Annotated in this window: 15 protein-coding genes; 3 read left to right on the top strand and 12 right to left on the bottom strand. The window is 72.0% G+C overall.

Features of this window, described 5'->3' with window-relative positions; translation table 11 throughout:
- Positions 1-16: 16 nt before the first annotated feature.
- Positions 17-1,522, top strand: coding sequence for an ABC transporter substrate-binding protein (locus tag OG802_RS21935; RefSeq protein ID WP_329412920.1), 1,506 nt, complete (start codon positions 17-19; stop codon positions 1,520-1,522).
- Between the two features lie 109 nt (positions 1,523-1,631).
- Here OG802_RS21935 and OG802_RS21940 read toward each other — a convergent pair whose 3' ends face one another.
- A complete protein-coding gene (locus OG802_RS21940) occupies positions 1,632-3,026 on the bottom strand; it encodes a sensor histidine kinase (RefSeq protein WP_329417265.1) in 1,395 nt (464 codons plus the stop codon).
- A 47-nt stretch (positions 3,027-3,073) separates the two neighbouring features.
- A complete protein-coding gene (locus OG802_RS21945) occupies positions 3,074-3,763 on the bottom strand; it encodes a response regulator transcription factor (RefSeq protein ID WP_329412922.1) in 690 nt (229 codons plus the stop codon).
- A 165-nt stretch (positions 3,764-3,928) separates the two neighbouring features.
- Between OG802_RS21945 and OG802_RS21950 the strand changes: the two genes are divergently transcribed.
- Positions 3,929-6,337: an MMPL family transporter gene (locus OG802_RS21950; protein ID WP_329417267.1), complete on the top strand. Its 2,409-nt coding sequence runs from the start codon at positions 3,929-3,931 to the stop codon at positions 6,335-6,337.
- Between the two features lie 22 nt (positions 6,338-6,359).
- Here the strand turns inward: OG802_RS21950 and OG802_RS21955 are convergent, their stop codons facing one another.
- The 10 genes from OG802_RS21955 to OG802_RS22000 form a co-directional block, all read right to left on the bottom strand.
- Positions 6,360-7,226 (bottom strand): TetR/AcrR family transcriptional regulator, encoded by an 867-nt coding sequence (locus OG802_RS21955; RefSeq protein WP_329412924.1) that lies wholly within the window; start codon positions 7,224-7,226, stop codon positions 6,360-6,362.
- Between the two features lie 10 nt (positions 7,227-7,236).
- Complete coding sequence (locus OG802_RS21960) at positions 7,237-7,752, bottom strand: thiol-disulfide oxidoreductase DCC family protein (RefSeq protein ID WP_329417269.1); 516 nt, start codon at positions 7,750-7,752, stop codon at positions 7,237-7,239.
- Positions 7,753-7,757: 5 nt separating this feature from the next.
- Positions 7,758-8,174: a hypothetical protein gene (locus tag OG802_RS21965; RefSeq protein ID WP_329412926.1), complete on the bottom strand. Its 417-nt coding sequence runs from the start codon at positions 8,172-8,174 to the stop codon at positions 7,758-7,760.
- 101 nt (positions 8,175-8,275) lie between these two features.
- Entirely contained in the window at positions 8,276-8,683 is a 408-nt protein-coding gene (locus OG802_RS21970) for a VOC family protein (RefSeq protein WP_329412927.1), read from the bottom strand.
- Between the two features lie 201 nt (positions 8,684-8,884).
- A complete protein-coding gene (locus OG802_RS21975; protein WP_329412929.1) occupies positions 8,885-9,502 on the bottom strand; it encodes a Uma2 family endonuclease in 618 nt (205 codons plus the stop codon).
- Positions 9,503-9,671: 169 nt separating this feature from the next.
- Positions 9,672-10,451: a succinate dehydrogenase iron-sulfur subunit gene (locus OG802_RS21980; RefSeq protein WP_329412932.1), complete on the bottom strand. Its 780-nt coding sequence runs from the start codon at positions 10,449-10,451 to the stop codon at positions 9,672-9,674.
- Positions 10,451-12,205 carry a succinate dehydrogenase flavoprotein subunit gene (gene sdhA / locus OG802_RS21985; RefSeq protein WP_329412933.1) on the bottom strand — a complete coding sequence of 585 codons (1,755 nt, stop codon included), beginning with the start codon at positions 12,203-12,205 and terminating at the stop codon, positions 10,451-10,453. Before sdhA ends, OG802_RS21980 begins: the two co-directional genes overlap by 1 nt.
- A 19-nt stretch (positions 12,206-12,224) precedes the next feature.
- Positions 12,225-12,707, bottom strand: coding sequence for a succinate dehydrogenase hydrophobic membrane anchor subunit (locus tag OG802_RS21990; protein WP_329412935.1), 483 nt, complete (start codon positions 12,705-12,707; stop codon positions 12,225-12,227).
- Positions 12,708-12,712: 5 nt separating this feature from the next.
- Positions 12,713-13,093 carry a succinate dehydrogenase, cytochrome b556 subunit gene (sdhC, locus tag OG802_RS21995; RefSeq protein ID WP_078504082.1) on the bottom strand — a complete coding sequence of 127 codons (381 nt, stop codon included), beginning with the start codon at positions 13,091-13,093 and terminating at the stop codon, positions 12,713-12,715.
- A 271-nt stretch (positions 13,094-13,364) separates the two neighbouring features.
- Positions 13,365-13,919: a 2-oxo-4-hydroxy-4-carboxy-5-ureidoimidazoline decarboxylase gene (locus OG802_RS22000; protein ID WP_329412939.1), complete on the bottom strand. Its 555-nt coding sequence runs from the start codon at positions 13,917-13,919 to the stop codon at positions 13,365-13,367.
- Between the two features lie 273 nt (positions 13,920-14,192).
- On the opposite strand from OG802_RS22000, the gene OG802_RS22005 reads away from it, so the two are divergent.
- Positions 14,193-15,797 (top strand): beta-N-acetylhexosaminidase, encoded by a 1,605-nt coding sequence (locus OG802_RS22005; protein ID WP_329417273.1) that lies wholly within the window; start codon positions 14,193-14,195, stop codon positions 15,795-15,797.
- The last annotated feature ends 33 nt before the right edge of the window (positions 15,798-15,830 follow it).

Raw genomic sequence — 15,830 nt, forward strand, 5'->3', positions numbered from 1 at the left:
ACTGCTGGTTCTCGCGGTGATCGGAGCGGGCGGCTGGCAGTTGCTGCCGTCGAAGGGGAACAACGAGGCGACCATCACGGTCGGCACCACGGACACCGTCACCTCGCTCGACCCGGCGGGCGCCTACGACGCCGGATCCTGGGCGTTGTTCAGCAACGTCTTCCAGTCGCTGCTGACGTACGAGCCGGGCGGCGTCTCGCCCGTGCCGGACGCGGCCCGCGGCTGCTCCTTCGCGAAGGGCAGCCTGACGACGTACACCTGCGAACTGCGCGACGACCTCACCTTCGCCGACGGCGACGAGGTGACCGCCGAGGACGTGAAGTTCTCCTTCGACCGGGTCAAGAAGATCAACGCGGACGTCGGTCCGGCGTCCCTGTTCTCGACCCTGAAGTCGGTCTCCGCCAAGGGGCTGACCGTCACCTTCCACCTGGGGTCGCCCGACGCCACCTTCCCGTTCAAGGTGGCCACCGGAGCCGGGTCGATCGTCGACCGCACCCGCTACCCGGCCGACGCCCTGCGCACCGGCGACGGCGTCGACGGCACCGGCCCGTACGAGCTGACCGGCTACACCAAGGGCAAGAAGGCCGAACTCACGCCCAACGCGCGCTACAAGGGCGCGGTCGGCACCGGCGCGCCCGTGGAACTGCGGTACTACGCCGACCCGGAGGCCCTGGAGAAGGCCTGGCAGGCCAAGGAGGTCGACGCCGCCACCCGGCAGCTGCCGCCCGCCGCCCTCGCCGCCCTCAACGCCAGCGACCCCGGCCAGCGGGTGACCGAGGCCGACAGCTCCGAGACCCGCAACCTGTACTTCGACACCCGTTCCGGCTCGCCGCTGCACGACACGGACGTCCGCCGGGCGATGGCCTGGCTGATCGACCGCGAGCGGCTCGCGTCGACCGTGTACGACGGGACGGTCGAGCCGCTGTACTCGCTCATCCCGGCCGGCATCACCGGTCACACCACGTCCTTCTTCGACAGCTACCCGAACCGGAACGCCCAGAAGGCGCGCAAGCTCCTGGAGAAGGCCGGCGTGAGCATCCCGGTGACGTTCACCTACGGCTACGGCCTGGGCAGCGGCGCGGCGGCGGCCGAGGCGGCGGAGCTGAAGCGGCAGCTGGAGGCGAGCGGCCTGTTCAGGGTGAACGTCAAGGGCTACGAGTGGACCGCCTTCCAGAAGCGGTGGGCCACCGGCAAGCTCGACGCGTACGCCGTGGGCTGGGTCGCCGACTACCCCGACCCGGACACCTTCACCGCCCCGCTCGTCGGCACCGGCTCCACCATGAACACCGGCTACAGCGACAAGGCCGTCGACCGCTACATCGCCGACAGCCGCCGCTTCGCCGACCGCGGCCTGTCCGCCGACGACTTCCGCGGCCTCCAGCAGGCCGTCGCCGACGACGTACCGCTCATCCCGCTGTGGCAGCGCAAGGAGTACGTCGTCACCATCGACGACGTCGGCGGCGGCCAGTACCTCGCGGACGGCAACGGCGTGTTCCGCCTGTGGAAGCTCGACTGGATCTGACCCGCCCCGGCGGTGAGAACCGCGACCCGGGCCGCGGACCGGGCCGCTGCCCGGCCCGCGACCGGAGCGCGCTCGGGGCCCCCGCCGGCCCCGGGCGGCCCCGCGCCGGTCAGGCGCAGGTGCGGGGCCGGGACGGCAGGGCCACCGTCACCTCGAAGCCCTCGCCCGGCGCCGTGCGCACCGCCACCTCGCCGCCGTGGGCCTCGACCACGCCCTGCACGATCGCCAGCCCGAGCCCGCTGCCGGCGCCGCCGCCCGCCCGGAAGAAGCGGTCGAAGACGCGGGCCGCGTCCTCCGGGCCCAGCCCCCGCCCCTTGTCCTCGACGGACACCCGCACCACCCCGTCCGCGCGCCGCACGCCGAGCCGCACCGGCACGTCCGCGGCGGTGTGGGTGCGGACGTTGGCCACCAGGTTGCCCAGCACCTGCCGCAGCCCCGACTCGTCGGCCCGCACCAGCACCGACCCGTCCGCCTCCACCGTGACCGGCCGCTGCGGCTGCTGCGCCCGCAGGTCCTGCGCCGCGTCCCGCGCGAGCCGGCACACGTCGACGTTGCGCAGCCGCAGCTCCGGCCGCTGGTCCAGCCGGGCCAGGGTGAGCAGTTCGTCGACGAGCCGGCCCATCCGGTCCACCTCGCCGTTCATCCGGTCCCACGCCCTCCTCCGCTCCTCCGGCTCGCGCAGCATCCCCTGGTCGTACAGCTGGAGGTAGCCGCGGATCGCCGACAGCGGGGTGCGCAGCTCGTGCGAGGCGTCGGCGACGAACCGGCGCAGCTGGGCCGCGCTGCGCTCGCGCGTGCGGTACGCCGTCTCCACCTGGTGGAGCATCGAGTTCAGGGCCAGCCGCAGCTGCTCGACCTCCTGGGTGGGGTGGTGACTGGACGGCACGCGCAGGGTCAGGTCGCCCTCGGCGATCGCCGACGACGTCTCCACCATGTCCTCCAGCGGCCGCATCCGCCGGCGCACGCTGAACAGCGTCAGACAGGCGAGCAGGGCCAGCAGCAGGGTGCCCACCGCGAGATCGAGCCGCAGGGCCTTCGCGATGCCCTTGTGGAGGGCGTCCGTCGAGGTGGCCAGCAGGACGTACGAGCCGTCGGACAGCCGGGTCGCCGTCACCCGGTACGCCGCACCGTGCACGGTCACGTCGCGCGGGTCGAGGTCGCGGGCGAGCGCGCCGGGGTCCGTGACGGCGTCCGCGAGCCCGAGCTGCGCCTCGGTCGGCCGCACGCCGAACAGGGCCACGGCCTCGCCCCGGCGGTCGACGGCGGTGAACACCGAGTCGGGCGCCGGCCGGTCAGCAGAGTACTCGGGCACCAGCCGGTCGCGGACGAAGCCCAGCACGCTGAGCGAGTCGATCTGGCGCAGGGTGAGCTGCGAACTCCCCAGCGAGGTGCGGGTCTTGGTCAGCTCGGAGTCGATCTGGCCCAGCAGGTAGTGCCGCATCGCCATGAGGCTGACGGCGGTCGCGGCGACGATGCCGAGCGCCAGCAGCGCCACGTTGGCCATGGTCAGCTTGGCCCGCAGCGAGTGGATCCCGTGCCGGTGCGCCCGCCTCACGCCAGCCCGTATCCCACGCCCCGCCGGGTGGTGATCACCGGCGGTCCCAGGGCGTCCAGCTTGCGCCGCAGATAGCTGATGTAGGTCTCGACGACCGTCGACTCCGGCGGCGTGTGCTCGTACTGCCAGACGTGGCGCAGGAGTTGCTCCTTGGGCACGATGCGGCCGCCGTTGCGCACCAGGAAGCGCAGCAGCGCGTACTCGGTGGGCGTCAGCTCGACCGAGCGGCCCGCGCGGTGCACGCTGTACGTCGTCTCGTCCAGCTCCAGGTCGCCGTAGCGCAGCGGCGGCCGCTGGGGGAGGACGTCGGCCGGCCGGGTGCGGCGCAGCACGGCGGTGATCCGCGCGACGACGACGTCGATGTCGAACGGCTTGGTGATGTAGTCGTCGCCGAAGCCGAGCGCGCCGACGATCTCGGCGGGCGCGTCGCGCGCGGTGAGGAACACCAGCGCCAGGCCGGGCCTGCGGCCGCGCAGTTCGCGCCCCAGCGCCCGCCCGTCGCCGTCGGGCAGCATCACGTCGAGCAGCGCCACGTCGGGCCGGGTGCGCTCGGCGAGCGCGAGGGCCTCGCGGACGCCGCCCGCGGTCATCACCTCGAAGCGGTGGTAGCGCAGGGCGATGGCGAGGACGTCCGCGATGCTCGGTTCGTCCTCCACGACCAGCACGGTGCCCGCGGCCTTCGTCATGCCCCCAGTATCGGCGCCCCGGCGGGGCCGGGGGCCGGTTCGCGCTTTGGAGTTCCTTGAGAGTCACGGCCGTCGCCTGGGCCGGGCCGCCCGGCGCGGCCGATCCTGGTGCCAGGACCCGGGGGACCTGTCGAAACCGTGTGAGGAGTGGCGATCGTGGCGGCATTGGCGCGCTGGTGCTACCGGCATCGGCTGGTGGTCCTGTTGGTGTGGGTGGGGGCGCTGTCGGGCCTGGGGTTCTCGGCCTCGGCGGCGGGCACGGACTACGCGAACGTCTTCTCCCTCCCCGACACGGACTCCAAGAAGGCGTACGACCTGATGGAGAAGGCGTTCCCCGCGCGCGCGGGCGACACCGACACGGTCGTGTGGAAGGTCGACGAGGGCTCGGTCCGCGACCAGGACGTGCGGTCGAGGGTCCAGCCCGCCCTTGACGACATCGCGCGGATGACGGGCGTCGGCGGCGTCACCAGCCCCTATGCGGGGGCGGCCGCGCAGGTGTCGCGGGACGGCCGGATCGCCTACGCCCAGATCACCTTCACCGAGCAGGCGAACGCGGTGCCCAAGGAACTGGTCCAGGACGTCGTCGACACCGCGCGGGGCGTCCAACGCGACGGACTGGAGGTGGAGTTGGGCGGCCAGGCCATCCAGCGGGTGCAGGAGCCGCCCACCGGCCTGGCCGAGATGGTCGGCCTCGCGGCGGCCGCCGTCGTGCTCTTCCTCGCCTTCGGCTCCCTCTTCGCGATGCTGCTGCCGCTGGCCGTGGCGGTCTTCGGCGTCGGCATGGGCCTGTTCTCGACCCAGCTGCTCAGCCACGTCACCGACATCCCCGACCTGGCCCCGCTGCTGTCCTCCCTGATCGGCCTGGGCGTGGGCATCGACTACGCCCTGTTCATCGTCACCCGGCACCGCAAGGGCGTCCTGCGCGGCCTGGACCCGGAGGACTCGGCGGTCACCGCCCTGAACACCTCGGGCCGGGCGGTGCTGTTCGCGGGCGGCACGGTGTGCATCGCGCTCGCCGGGATGCTGGTGACGAACCTGCGCTTCCTGGACGGCGTCGTCATCGGCACGTCCCTGACGGTGGTGCTGAGCGTCCTCGCCGCCACCACGCTGCTGCCCGCGCTGCTGGGCTTCCTCGGCGTGCGCGTGCTCAGCCGCGGGCAGCGCGGGCGGCTGACCGCGTCGGGCCCGGAGCCGGAGAAGGCCGGCACCCCCGCGGTCCGCTGGTCGGCGGGGGTGCAGCGCCGCCCCAGGGCGATCGCGGCGATCGCGGTCGTCGTCATGGCCGTCCTCGCCCTTCCCGTGCTCTCGCTGCGCCTCGGCGCGACCGACCAGGGCAACGACGACGGGGCCGCCACCACCCGCAAGGCCTACGACCTGCTCGCCGAGGGCTTCGGGCCGGGCTTCAACGGCCCGCTCCAGGTGGTCGTGGACGGCGGTGACGCCACCGCTCTCGTCAAGGGCGTCGAGGGCGCTCCCGGCGTCGCCCGGGTGGCCGCGCTGCCGCCCGCGCACGGCGTCACCGTGATCCAGGTCGTCCCCACCACCTCGCCCCAGTCGAAGGAGACGGACGCCCTGATCGACCGGCTGCGCGACGACGTCGTCCCGCGGGCCGGGGTGACGGCGCACGTGGGCGGCGTCACGGCGGTCTCCAAGGACTTCGCGACCGTCACCGGCGACCGGCTGCCCCTGTTCATCGCCACCATCATCGGGCTGGGCTTCCTGCTGCTGCTGGTCGCCTTCCGGTCCCTGGTGGTGCCGCTGACGGCCGCGGTGATGAACCTGATCGCGGCCGCGGCCTCCTTCGGCGTCCTCGTCGCGGTCTTCCAGTGGGGCTGGGGACTGGACCTGCTCGGCCTCGGCAAGGAGGGCCCGATCAACGCCTTCCTGCCGGTCATCATGCTGTCCCTGCTGTTCGGCCTGTCGATGGACTACCAGGTCTTCCTGGTCAGCCGGATGCACGAGGAATGGGTCCACACCCGGGACAACGCGCGGGCGGTCCGGGTGGGCCTGGCGGAGACCAGCCGGGTCATCAACTCGGCCGCCCTGATCATGGTGTGCGTGTTCCTCGCGTTCGTGCTCAGCGGCGACTCCGGCGCGGCGATGGCGGGCGTCGGCCTCGCGGCGGCCGTCGCGCTGGACGCGTTCGTGCTGCGCACGGCCCTCGTCCCGGCCGCGATGCACCTGCTGGGCGACTCCAACTGGTGGCTGCCGCGATGGCTGGAGCGGCGACTGCCGCACCTGGCGGTGGAGCCGAAGGAGGACGAGCCGCACGAGGCGCCCGCCGGGGCGGACGGCGGTCCCGCCTCCGCCGTCCACGGCTTCGTCCGGGACGCGGCCGGCGAACCCGTCGAGGGAGCGACGATGACGCTCATGACGACGGGCGGCCGCCGCCTGGACCGCGTGACCTCGCTCGCCGACGGCTCCTACATCCTCTCGGTGCCCGGCCCGGGGACGTATCTGCTGGCGACGACGGCCTCCCCGTCGGCCGCGCAGGCCCGGCGGCTGACGGTCGCGGCGCAGCCGCTGGTCTACGACGTGGAACTCACCGAGGACGAACTCGACGCGGTGAACTGACCGCCGACGGGGCCGCCGCCGGTCACACCCCGGCGGCCCCGCCGCCCGCGTCGCCGCTGCCCCCGTCCCGCGCGTCCCCGTTCCGCCCGTCGCCGTCCCGCCCGTCCCCGCCCTCGGCGGCCTCCTCCTGCGGGGCCGCGCCGGCGGGGGCGGGCGGGACGTTGGTCATGCCGGGCAGGAAGTCCGTGAACAGCTCGTGCACCTCCAGCACGAGCGGCCGCAGGATCCGGAACCGGGCCAGCGCCACGCCCCGCGCGGTCAGCCGCGCCCCCCGCCCGGCCAGCCGGTAGCTGCGCTCGCGCCCTTCCGTGCGGTCGTAGATCCAGTACATGACGAGGCCCATCTGCGAGAGCCACATCAGCTCGGGCAGCACCTCCCGCAGCTCCTCGGGCACCTTGGCCTTCGAGCCCGCGAGGACCTCCCGGTGGACGGCGATGGCCTGCAAGCGCGCGGGCTCCGACTCGGCGGAGAACGGGCTGAGCGGACTGTCCGGGTCCGCCGCGTTCTTGAAGAACTGGACGGCGAACTCGTGGTAGGGCTTCGCCACGTCCAGCCAGGTCCGCAGCACCCCCGCCAGCCGGGCCTCCAGGCTCGTCTCCCGCGCGAGGATGTCCCGCACGGCCTCCCGGTGCTCCGCGGCCAGCCGGTCGTAGAAGCCCTGGATCAGGTGCTCCTTGCCGGCGAAGTAGTAGTACGCGTTGCCGACCGAGACCCCGGCCTCCTGGGCGATGGCCCGCATCGTCGTCCGGTCGTAGCCGCGCTCCTGGAACAGCCGCATCGCGGTCTCCAGGATCAGCGCGCGCGTCTGCTCGGACTTGGACGCGGGAGCGCCCTCGCGGGAGGGGGGCGGGGAAGCGGCCTCGGCGGGGCCGTCGTTGTCAGCGGGCACGGACGAGAGCCTAGTCAGTGGCGCAGTGGCCGTCGGCACAGGTGGGGGCGTGGTAGGTCCAGCCGCCGAACGGGTCGTACGTCCACCCGTCGCCGCGCCGGTAGACGCCCCCGCCCCAGCCGGCGCCGCCGCGCTCCCGTCCCTGCCGCCACTTCGCGGCGGACAGCACGGCCGCCCGCGCGACCTTCGTCCCGGCGGGGGTGGACAGCCGGTGGGCCAGCGGGCGGTGCTCGCGCAGCGCCCACAGGGTGACGATCCAGGCGGCGGCCTCCCGGTAGACCTGGCCGGCGTCGCCGACGACGGTGATCTCGCCGAGGGTGGCGCGGTGGTCGAGGCCGGGATGGCGGGCGTACGCCTCGGCGGAGCCCGCCGGCACGAACTCCAGCGGAACGAGCTGCGGCTGGCGGCCCAGCCACTCGCGCACGAACCGGCACAGGGAGCACTCGGCGTCGTAGAGGACGGTGAGCCGGCGGACCGGGACGCGGCGGGCGTCCCGGTCGTCCCGGCCGGCCGCGGGGGCCGTCACGGTGCTCACGCCCCGGTCGCCGGCGCCTGCGGGGCCGTCCAGCCCTGCGGGCCGACCGGCGGCACCTGCTCGCGCTCCATGACCCCGCGCCGCCGGATCCGGTTCAGCACGTACACGTTGGCCAGGTGCAGCGCCCCGAGCACCAGCAGCACCACGCCCAGCTTCGTCGACAGGGCCTCGAAGACGCCCCGGGCGTTCTCGATGGTGTCGTCGCCGCTCAGGTAGAGGGCGACGAAGCCGAGGTTGACCAGGTAGAAGCCGACCACCAGCAGATGGTTCACGGCGTCGGCGAGCTTCTCGTTCCCCTGGAGCACGTCGGCGAGGAAGGCCCGTCCGTTGCTGCTGAGGGTCCTGGCCACCCAGATCGTCAGGCCGATGCTGACGATCAGGTAGACGACGTAGGCGATGACCGTGCGGTCCATGTTCCCCACCTTTTCTTGAACGCGTTCAAAACGCTGTCAGGGATGACTGTAGCCCTGCTTTTGAACATGTTCAACATGGGGGGCGGGTGCAGACGCGACCTCTAACGCCTGGCCAGCTCGGGGCGCTTGGAGTAGTCCGTGAACCCCAGGACGTTCCCCCACGGGTCGGCGATCTCGACCGTCCACCCGGTGGCCCCGGCGAACGGCGCGTCGAGCGGGGGGATGCCGGCCGCGGCCAGCCGCCCGGCCGTCGCCCGCGCGTCCGGCACCTCCAGCCACACGCGGGTGGCCGGCCACGGCGGCGGCCGGTGCGCCAGCGCCTCCTCCCGCCGCAGCAGGACGCCGGGGGTCTCGCCCCCGGCCTTCAGCGAGGCGATGCCGCCCTCGTCGAACCGGAACGCCACCGTGAAACCCGCCCGCTCGTAGAAGCCCACGGCGTCGCCGAGGTCGCCGACCGGCAGCAGCACGTGGTCGAACCCGAGCAGGTCGTACGACTGATCGTCTGACATGCGGTCACATTAGGTACCGGCGCACGGGCATCCCGCGGGACGGGACCGGAGCGGGACCCGCGGGTCACCCGGCCGGAGGACGGGATCGATCCCGTCTCCTCGCCCTGCGTCGGCGTCAAGCCCGGCGGCCCCGCGTGCGCGAAGACCCGCGCCGGCGGCTCGGCGACGACCCGCAGTGGTACGCGTCGCGGTGAGCCCGGCTCACTCGCTCTTCTTGGGGCGGCCGGCCGCGAGGATCTCGGCGGCCTCCAATGTGACCTTGGCGCCGATGACGTCGGGCAGTGTCACGGACTGGCCGGGCGCGTAGAACTGGTGCTTGTCGTAGCCGCCCACGACCGGCTCGGTGAGGACGTGGACACGCTGGTGCTTGCGGTCGACGACGACGTAGACGGGCACCTTCGCCTGGGCGTAGGCGGCGACCTTCGTCCTGAGGTCGTCCTTCCAGTTCCCCGAGGTCACTTCCAGGACCAGACGGAAGCAGCCGGGGTCGTACGCGTTGTTCTCCACGAAGTGGTCGTCGATGTCGGCGTCGACGATCACGAGGTCGGGGATCGCGTAGTCCTCCGCGCCCGTCGGCAGCCACAGCCCGACGTTCTGGAGGACCTCGCTGTCCCCGTCGTCGAGCCCTGCTGCGATGAACGGTCGCATGAGCTTCGTCAGGGCGCGGGCGTGCGGGGCATCCGGTGACGGTGTCACGAGGAGGTGGCCTCCGATGATCTCGACGCGGTAGCCCGGATGACGCTCCATGATCTCGTCGGCGATGGCCGTCAGGGAGAACGGCTCGTCGGCGTAGGGCTGCTCGACGGATGCAGCGGACATCGCGTGCCTCCTCGGGGCTGGTGTCGAGAGCATCATCGTAGGCCGGGCGGCCCGTCGGTGTCCTTCTTGATCACGTTCACCCGATCGTGGAACGGGCACGCCGAAGGGCCCCGTTTCCCGGCGGAAACCGGGAAACGGGGCCCTCGAAACGGCGTGCCGGAGGCCGGCGTCAGAAGCGGCGCGTGATCAGCGCCCGCTTCACCTCCTGGATCGCCTTCGTGACCTCGATGCCACGCGGGCAGGCGTCCGTGCAGTTGAACGTCGTACGGCAGCGCCAGACGCCGTCCTTGTCGTTCAGGATCTCCAGCCGCTGCTCGCCCGCCTCGTCACGCGAGTCGAAGATGAAGCGGTGGGCGTTGACGATCGCCGCGGGGCCGAAGTACTGCCCGTCGTTCCAGAACACCGGGCAGGACGACGTGCACGCCGCGCACAGGATGCACTTGGTGGTGTCGTCGAAGCGCTCGCGGTCCTCCGCGGTCTGGAAGCGCTCGCGCGTCGGCTCGTTGGTGTCCTTCGTGATCAGGAAGGGCATCACGTCGCGGTACGCCTGGAAGAACGGCTCCATGTCGACGACCAGGTCCTTCAGGACCGTCAGGCCCTTTATGGCCTCGACCGTGATCGGCTTCGCGGGGTTGATGTCCTTGATCAGCGTCTTGCACGCCAGACGGTTCTTGCCGTTGATCCGCATGGCGTCCGAGCCGCAGATGCCGTGGGCGCAGGAACGGCGGAAGGTGAGGGTGCCGTCGACCTCCCACTTGATCTTGTGGAGGGCGTCGAGGACGCGCTCCTTCGGGTCGATCTCCAGCTGGAAGTCTTCCCACACCGCCTCGGCCGAGACCTCGGGGTTGAAGCGGCGCACGCGGAGGGTGACCGTGATGTACGGGGAGTCGGCGAAGCCGGGCTCGGGGGCGCCGGCCGCGTCCGCCTTGTCGAGGGTCGGGGTTGCCATCAGTACTTACGCTCCATCGGCTGGTAGCGGGTCTGGACGACCGGCTTGTAGTCGAGACGGACGGTCTCGGTGCCGTCGTCGCCCACCTCGCGGTACGCCATGGTGTGGCGCATGAAGTTGACGTCGTCGCGGTTGGGGTAGTCCTCGCGGTAGTGACCGCCGCGGGACTCCTTGCGGGCCAGCGCGGAGATGGCCATGACCTCGGCCAGGTCCAGCAGGTTGCCCAGCTCGACGGCTTCCAGCAGGTCCGTGTTGAACCGCTTGCCCTTGTCCTGGATCGACACGTTCTTGTAGCGCTCGCGCAGCTCGGCGATCTTCTCGACCGCCGTCTTGATCGTCTGCTCCGTGCGGAACACCATGACGTTCGCGTCCATGGTCTCCTGGAGCTCGCGGCGCAGGACCGACACGCGCTCGGTGCCCGTGGACGCCCGCAGCCGCTCCACCTGGGCGACGACCAGCTCGGCCGGGTTCTCCGGCAGCTCGACGTAGTCCGCCTTCTGGGAGTACTCGGCGGCGGCGATGCCGGCCCGCTTGCCGAACACGTTGATGTCCAGCAGCGAGTTCGTGCCCAGACGGTTCGCGCCGTGCACCGACACGCAGGCGACCTCGCCGGCCGCGTACAGGCCCGGCACGACCGTCGTGTTGTCGCTGAGGACCTCGCCCTCGACGTTGGTCGGGATGCCGCCCATGGCGTAGTGCGCGGTGGGCTGGATCGGGATCGGGTCCGTGTAGGGCTCGATGCCGAGGTAGGTGCGCGCGAACTCCGTGATGTCGGGCAGCTTCGCGTCCAGCTGCTCCGGCGGGAGGTGGGTGAGGTCGAGGTAGACGTGGTCGCCCTCGGGACCGCAGCCGCGGCCCTCACGGATCTCCGTGTAGATCGAGCGGGAGACGACGTCACGGGACGCGAGGTCCTTCATGACCGGCGCGTACTTCTCCATGAAGCGCTCGCCGTCCTTGTTGCGCAGGATGCCGCCCTCACCGCGGGCGCCCTCCGTCAGCAGGATGCCCATGCGCCAGATGCCGGTCGGGTGGAACTGGAAGAACTCCATGTCCTCCAGCGGCAGCCCGCGCCGGTACACGGCCGCCTGGCCGTCACCGGTCAGGGTGTGCGCGTTCGACGTCACCTTGAAGAACTTGCCGCAGCCGCCGGAGGCGTAGATCACGGCCTTCGCCTGGAAGACGTGGATCTCGCCGGTGGCCAGCTCGTACGCCACCACGCCCGCCGACCGCTTGACGCCGTCGACCTCGGTGATGAGCTGGTCGAGGACGTAGAACTCGTTGTAGAACTCCACGCCCTCCTTCACGCAGTTCTGGTACAGCGTCTGGAGGATCATGTGACCGGTGCGGTCGGCCGCGTAGCAGGACCGGCGGACCGGGGCCTCACCGTGGTTGCGGCTGTGACCGCCGAAGCGGCGCTGGTCGATCGTGCCGTCGGGCGTCCGGTTGAACGGCAGGCCCATCTTCTCCAGGTCGAGGACCGAGTCGATGGCCTCCTTCGCCAGGATCTCGGCGGCGTCCTGGTCGACCAGGTAGTCACCGCCCTTGACCGTGTCGAAGGTGTGCCACTCCCAGTTGTCCTCCTCCACGTTGGCGAGCGCGGCGGCCATGCCGCCCTGCGCCGCGCCCGTGTGGGAGCGGGTGGGGTAGAGCTTGGTCAGCACGGCGGTGCGGCTGCGCTTCGTCGACTCGATGGCGGCGCGCATACCGGCGCCGCCGGCGCCGACGATGACGGTGTCGTACTTGTGGATCTTCATGATTCTCGCAACCCCGTGCCTAGCGGATGTTCGGGTCGAAGGTGAAGATCACCAGCGTGCCCAGCAGGATGGTGAACACCGTGGCGGTGTAGAGCAGGCCCTTCAGCCACAGCCGGGTGTTCGCGCGCTCCGCGTAGTCGTTGACGACCGTGCGCAGACCGTTGGCGCCGTGCAGCATCGCGAGCCACAGCATCAGCAGGTCCCAGACCTGCCAGAACGGGGACGCCCAGCGGCCGGCCACGAAGGCGAAGCCGATCTTGGAGACGCCGCCGTCCAGGACGAGCTGGATCAGCAGGTGGCCCAGGACCAGGACGACCAGGACGACGCCGGACAGGCGCATGAAGAGCCAGGCGGCCATCTCGAAGTTGCCCCGGGTGGACTTCGGGGTCTTCCGGGTGCGCTTGCGCGGGGCCTCGATGACGGGCGCCGGGTTGTCGACGCCGTAGAACGCGCCGTCCTCGACGGGGCCGATGCCGGCAGCGGTGGATTCAGTGGTGGCCATCGGTGTCAGCTCCCGAACAGTTCACGAGCGGCGTGCCCGAGAACGGGGTAGATCGCCCCGAGCATCAGCACCAGCCACAGGCCGACGACGCTCCAGAGCATCTGCTTCTGGTAGCGCGGGCCCTTCGACCAGAAGTCGACGGCGATGACGCGCAGACCGTTGAGCGCGTGGAAGAGGATGGCGGCGACGAGGCCGTACTCCAGCAGCGCGACGATCGGGGTCTTGTAGGTGGCTACGACCTTGTCGTAGTCCTCGGGGGAGACACGCACGAGCGCGGTGTCGAGCACGTGGACGAACAGGAAGAAGAAGATGAGGACGCCGGTGACTCGATGAGCCACCCAGGACCACATTCCTTCCCGGCCGCGGTACAGCGTTCCAGCCGGCACGGAAGAACCCTCCGGGAGCGGGGATTGGGGCCTGCCGGCTTCGGTGTCGGACGGGCCCGGCCGGGTACGGTCCACCGGCCCCCAGCATCGTAGCGATGCACCGGCGTCGGGCTTACGCCGGGCCTACCGGTGTGATCAAAGTGGCACGCGTATGGGTGAGCGTCCCCGGCCTTCGGGGAGGGTTATGCGGCCGTCTGCCCCGCATTGGGCGGCTGTGCGCCGCGCAGGGGCCCGCCCCGGCGGGTCGCGCCTCGCCACGCCGACGCGCGGATCACGGCCCGGAGGCCCTGAAGCGGCTCGCCAGCCGCGCCTTGGCGAGGCGGCGCAGCTCCTCGGCCGCCACCACCCGCTCGTCCTCGGGATCGTTCGCCAATCGTGACCGGATGCCCTCCAGGACGTGGTCCAGGCGCTCGTCCGGCGGGACGGCCGCCAGGCTGATGACGAAGGCGTGGCCGAAGCGGGCCTCGTAGGCGGCGTGCGCCGCGCCGAGGGCGGTGTGGGCCGCGCCGTACGCGTCGTCCGGCAGGGCGGGCAGGGTCTCCGCGGCCAGCGCCTCCGCCAGATCGGCCGAGGTCAGGTCGTACGCGGCCTCGTCCGACGCGGCCAGGAGGGCGTCCAGGGTCGGGTAGGGCCGGTGGGCGGCGACCCGGCGGGCCCATCCGGGGCTGCGCAGGCAGGCGAGGAGCGTGCGGAGCGCCTCGTCGACGGGCGCGTCGTTGAAGCCGTCGAGCAGGGGTGCGCGTGAGACCCGGGTCTGCGCCGGTATGGCGAGGCAGCCGGACAGAGGGGAGGGAGGGTGCGCAGGCAGCGTGGATCCTCGCGTCACGTGTGATGTGGCAGGGGATGCAGTGAAGAATGTGTCGCTACGTTATCGAGAGCGGTCAGTACGTGTCCGACGGACGCCTGAATTTCACTCGAACGGGAGAGTTTCAGAACGTGTCGTGGACCCTGTCGCGTGGTCTTCGACGCGCCCGCACGGGACGGGGGTCGTACGGTTGGCGGGGTGAGCAGGCACAGGCATCGGCGGTCGACGCCGAAGACGGAGCCGCGGCGCGGACCCCGGCGCGGGACGCGGGGCGCGGTGGCGCCACGGGCGCTGCTGGCGGGCGGACTGGTCGCCGCGCTCGGCGTCGGACTGGGCGTGTGGGCCTCGTCCGGCGAGGACACCGGGACGCCCGCCGGGTCGGCCGCCTCGCGGCAGGCGGCCAGGACCTCGGCGGGCGACTCCGCCGCATCCCCCGCGGCGCCCCCGGCCGCGCCGACCCCCAGCCGCACCTACCCCCTGTCCACCGCGCCCCGGACCATCCCCGCCGTCCGCGCCCACACCCCGGCGCGCGGCCCGGGCTGGCGTCCCGCCGCCGGTCACCGGGTCGTGGTGAGCGACGCCGACCTCGCCGACGAGGGCCGGCTGATCGCCGGCGAGCTGGGAATGACGTACGCCGGCCGGAAGAGCGACGTGCGCGCCGGCGACCTGCGGCTGGCGCTCAACGACGACGAGGGCGCGAACCCGGAGTCGTACACCATGACCGTGCGCGGCGGCCGGGTCACCGTCAGCGGGCCGTCCGACGCGGGGGTGTTCTACGGCACCCGCACCCTCAAGCAGGAGGTGCACGGCGGCGGCACGGCCCCCGAGGGCGTCGTGCGCGACCAGCCGGCCAAACCGCAGCGCGGGTTCACGCTGGACATCGCGCGCAAGTACTTCAGCCCCGACTGGATCGAGGACCGGGTCCGCGAGCTGGGCGACCTCAAGTACAACCAGCTCGGCCTGCACTTCTCCGACGACCAGTCCTTCCGGATCGAGTCCGACAGCCACCCGGAGATCGTCGCCCGCGAGCACCTCACCAAGGCCCAGGTGAAGAGGATCGTCGACCTCGCGGCGAGCCGGCACATCACCGTCGTCCCGGAGATCGACTCACCGGGGCACCTGGGCGCCGTCCTCGCCGCCCACCCCGAGCTGCAACTGCGCAACGCGAGCGGAGTGGCCACCCGCGGGGCCATCGACATCTCCAAGGGCGCGTCCGCGGACCTCCTGGACGACCTGCTGAACGAGTACGCAAGCGTGTTCCCCGGCGCCTACTGGCACCTCGGCGGCGACGAGTACCAGGCCCTGACGGTGTCCAGCCCGGCCGCCTCCTACCCGCAGCTCGCCGCGGCGGCACGCGCCCGGTACGGCTCCGGCGCGGGCGTCGCCGACCTCACCACGGGCTGGCTCAACGACCGCGCCGACACCGTTCGCGCCCACGACCGGACCATGCGGGTGTGGAACGACGGCTTCTTCCGCGGCACGTCGGTGAAACCGGCCTCCGACCTCGTGGTGGCGTACTGGACCGGCAAGGAGATCGGGGCGCGCCCGCCCGTCGAGTACCTGAGCACGGGCCGCAAGATGCTCAACTACAACGACGAGTACCTCTACTACGTCCTCGGCGAGCCCAACGACTTCGCCTACCCCACCGGGCGGCGCATCTACGAGCAGTGGACCCCGCGCGTGCTGCGCGGCACCACGCCCGTGCCCGCGAAGTACGACGCCCAGATCCTCGGCGGCTCCCTCTCGGTCTGGTGCGACCTCGCCGGCTCCCAGACGCAGGCCCAGGTCGCGGCCGGCATCCGGATGCCGCTGCGGGCGACCTCGCAGAAACTGTGGGACTCCCGGACGCCCGAGCTGTCCTGGGCACAGTTCACGGCACTGGCGAACAAGCTGGGCTGAGCCGCCCCGCACCTCCCCGACGGTCCTCCTCGC

This window comes from Streptomyces sp. NBC_00704 (assembly GCF_036226605.1).
Lineage (GTDB): Bacteria > Actinomycetota > Actinomycetes > Streptomycetales > Streptomycetaceae > Streptomyces.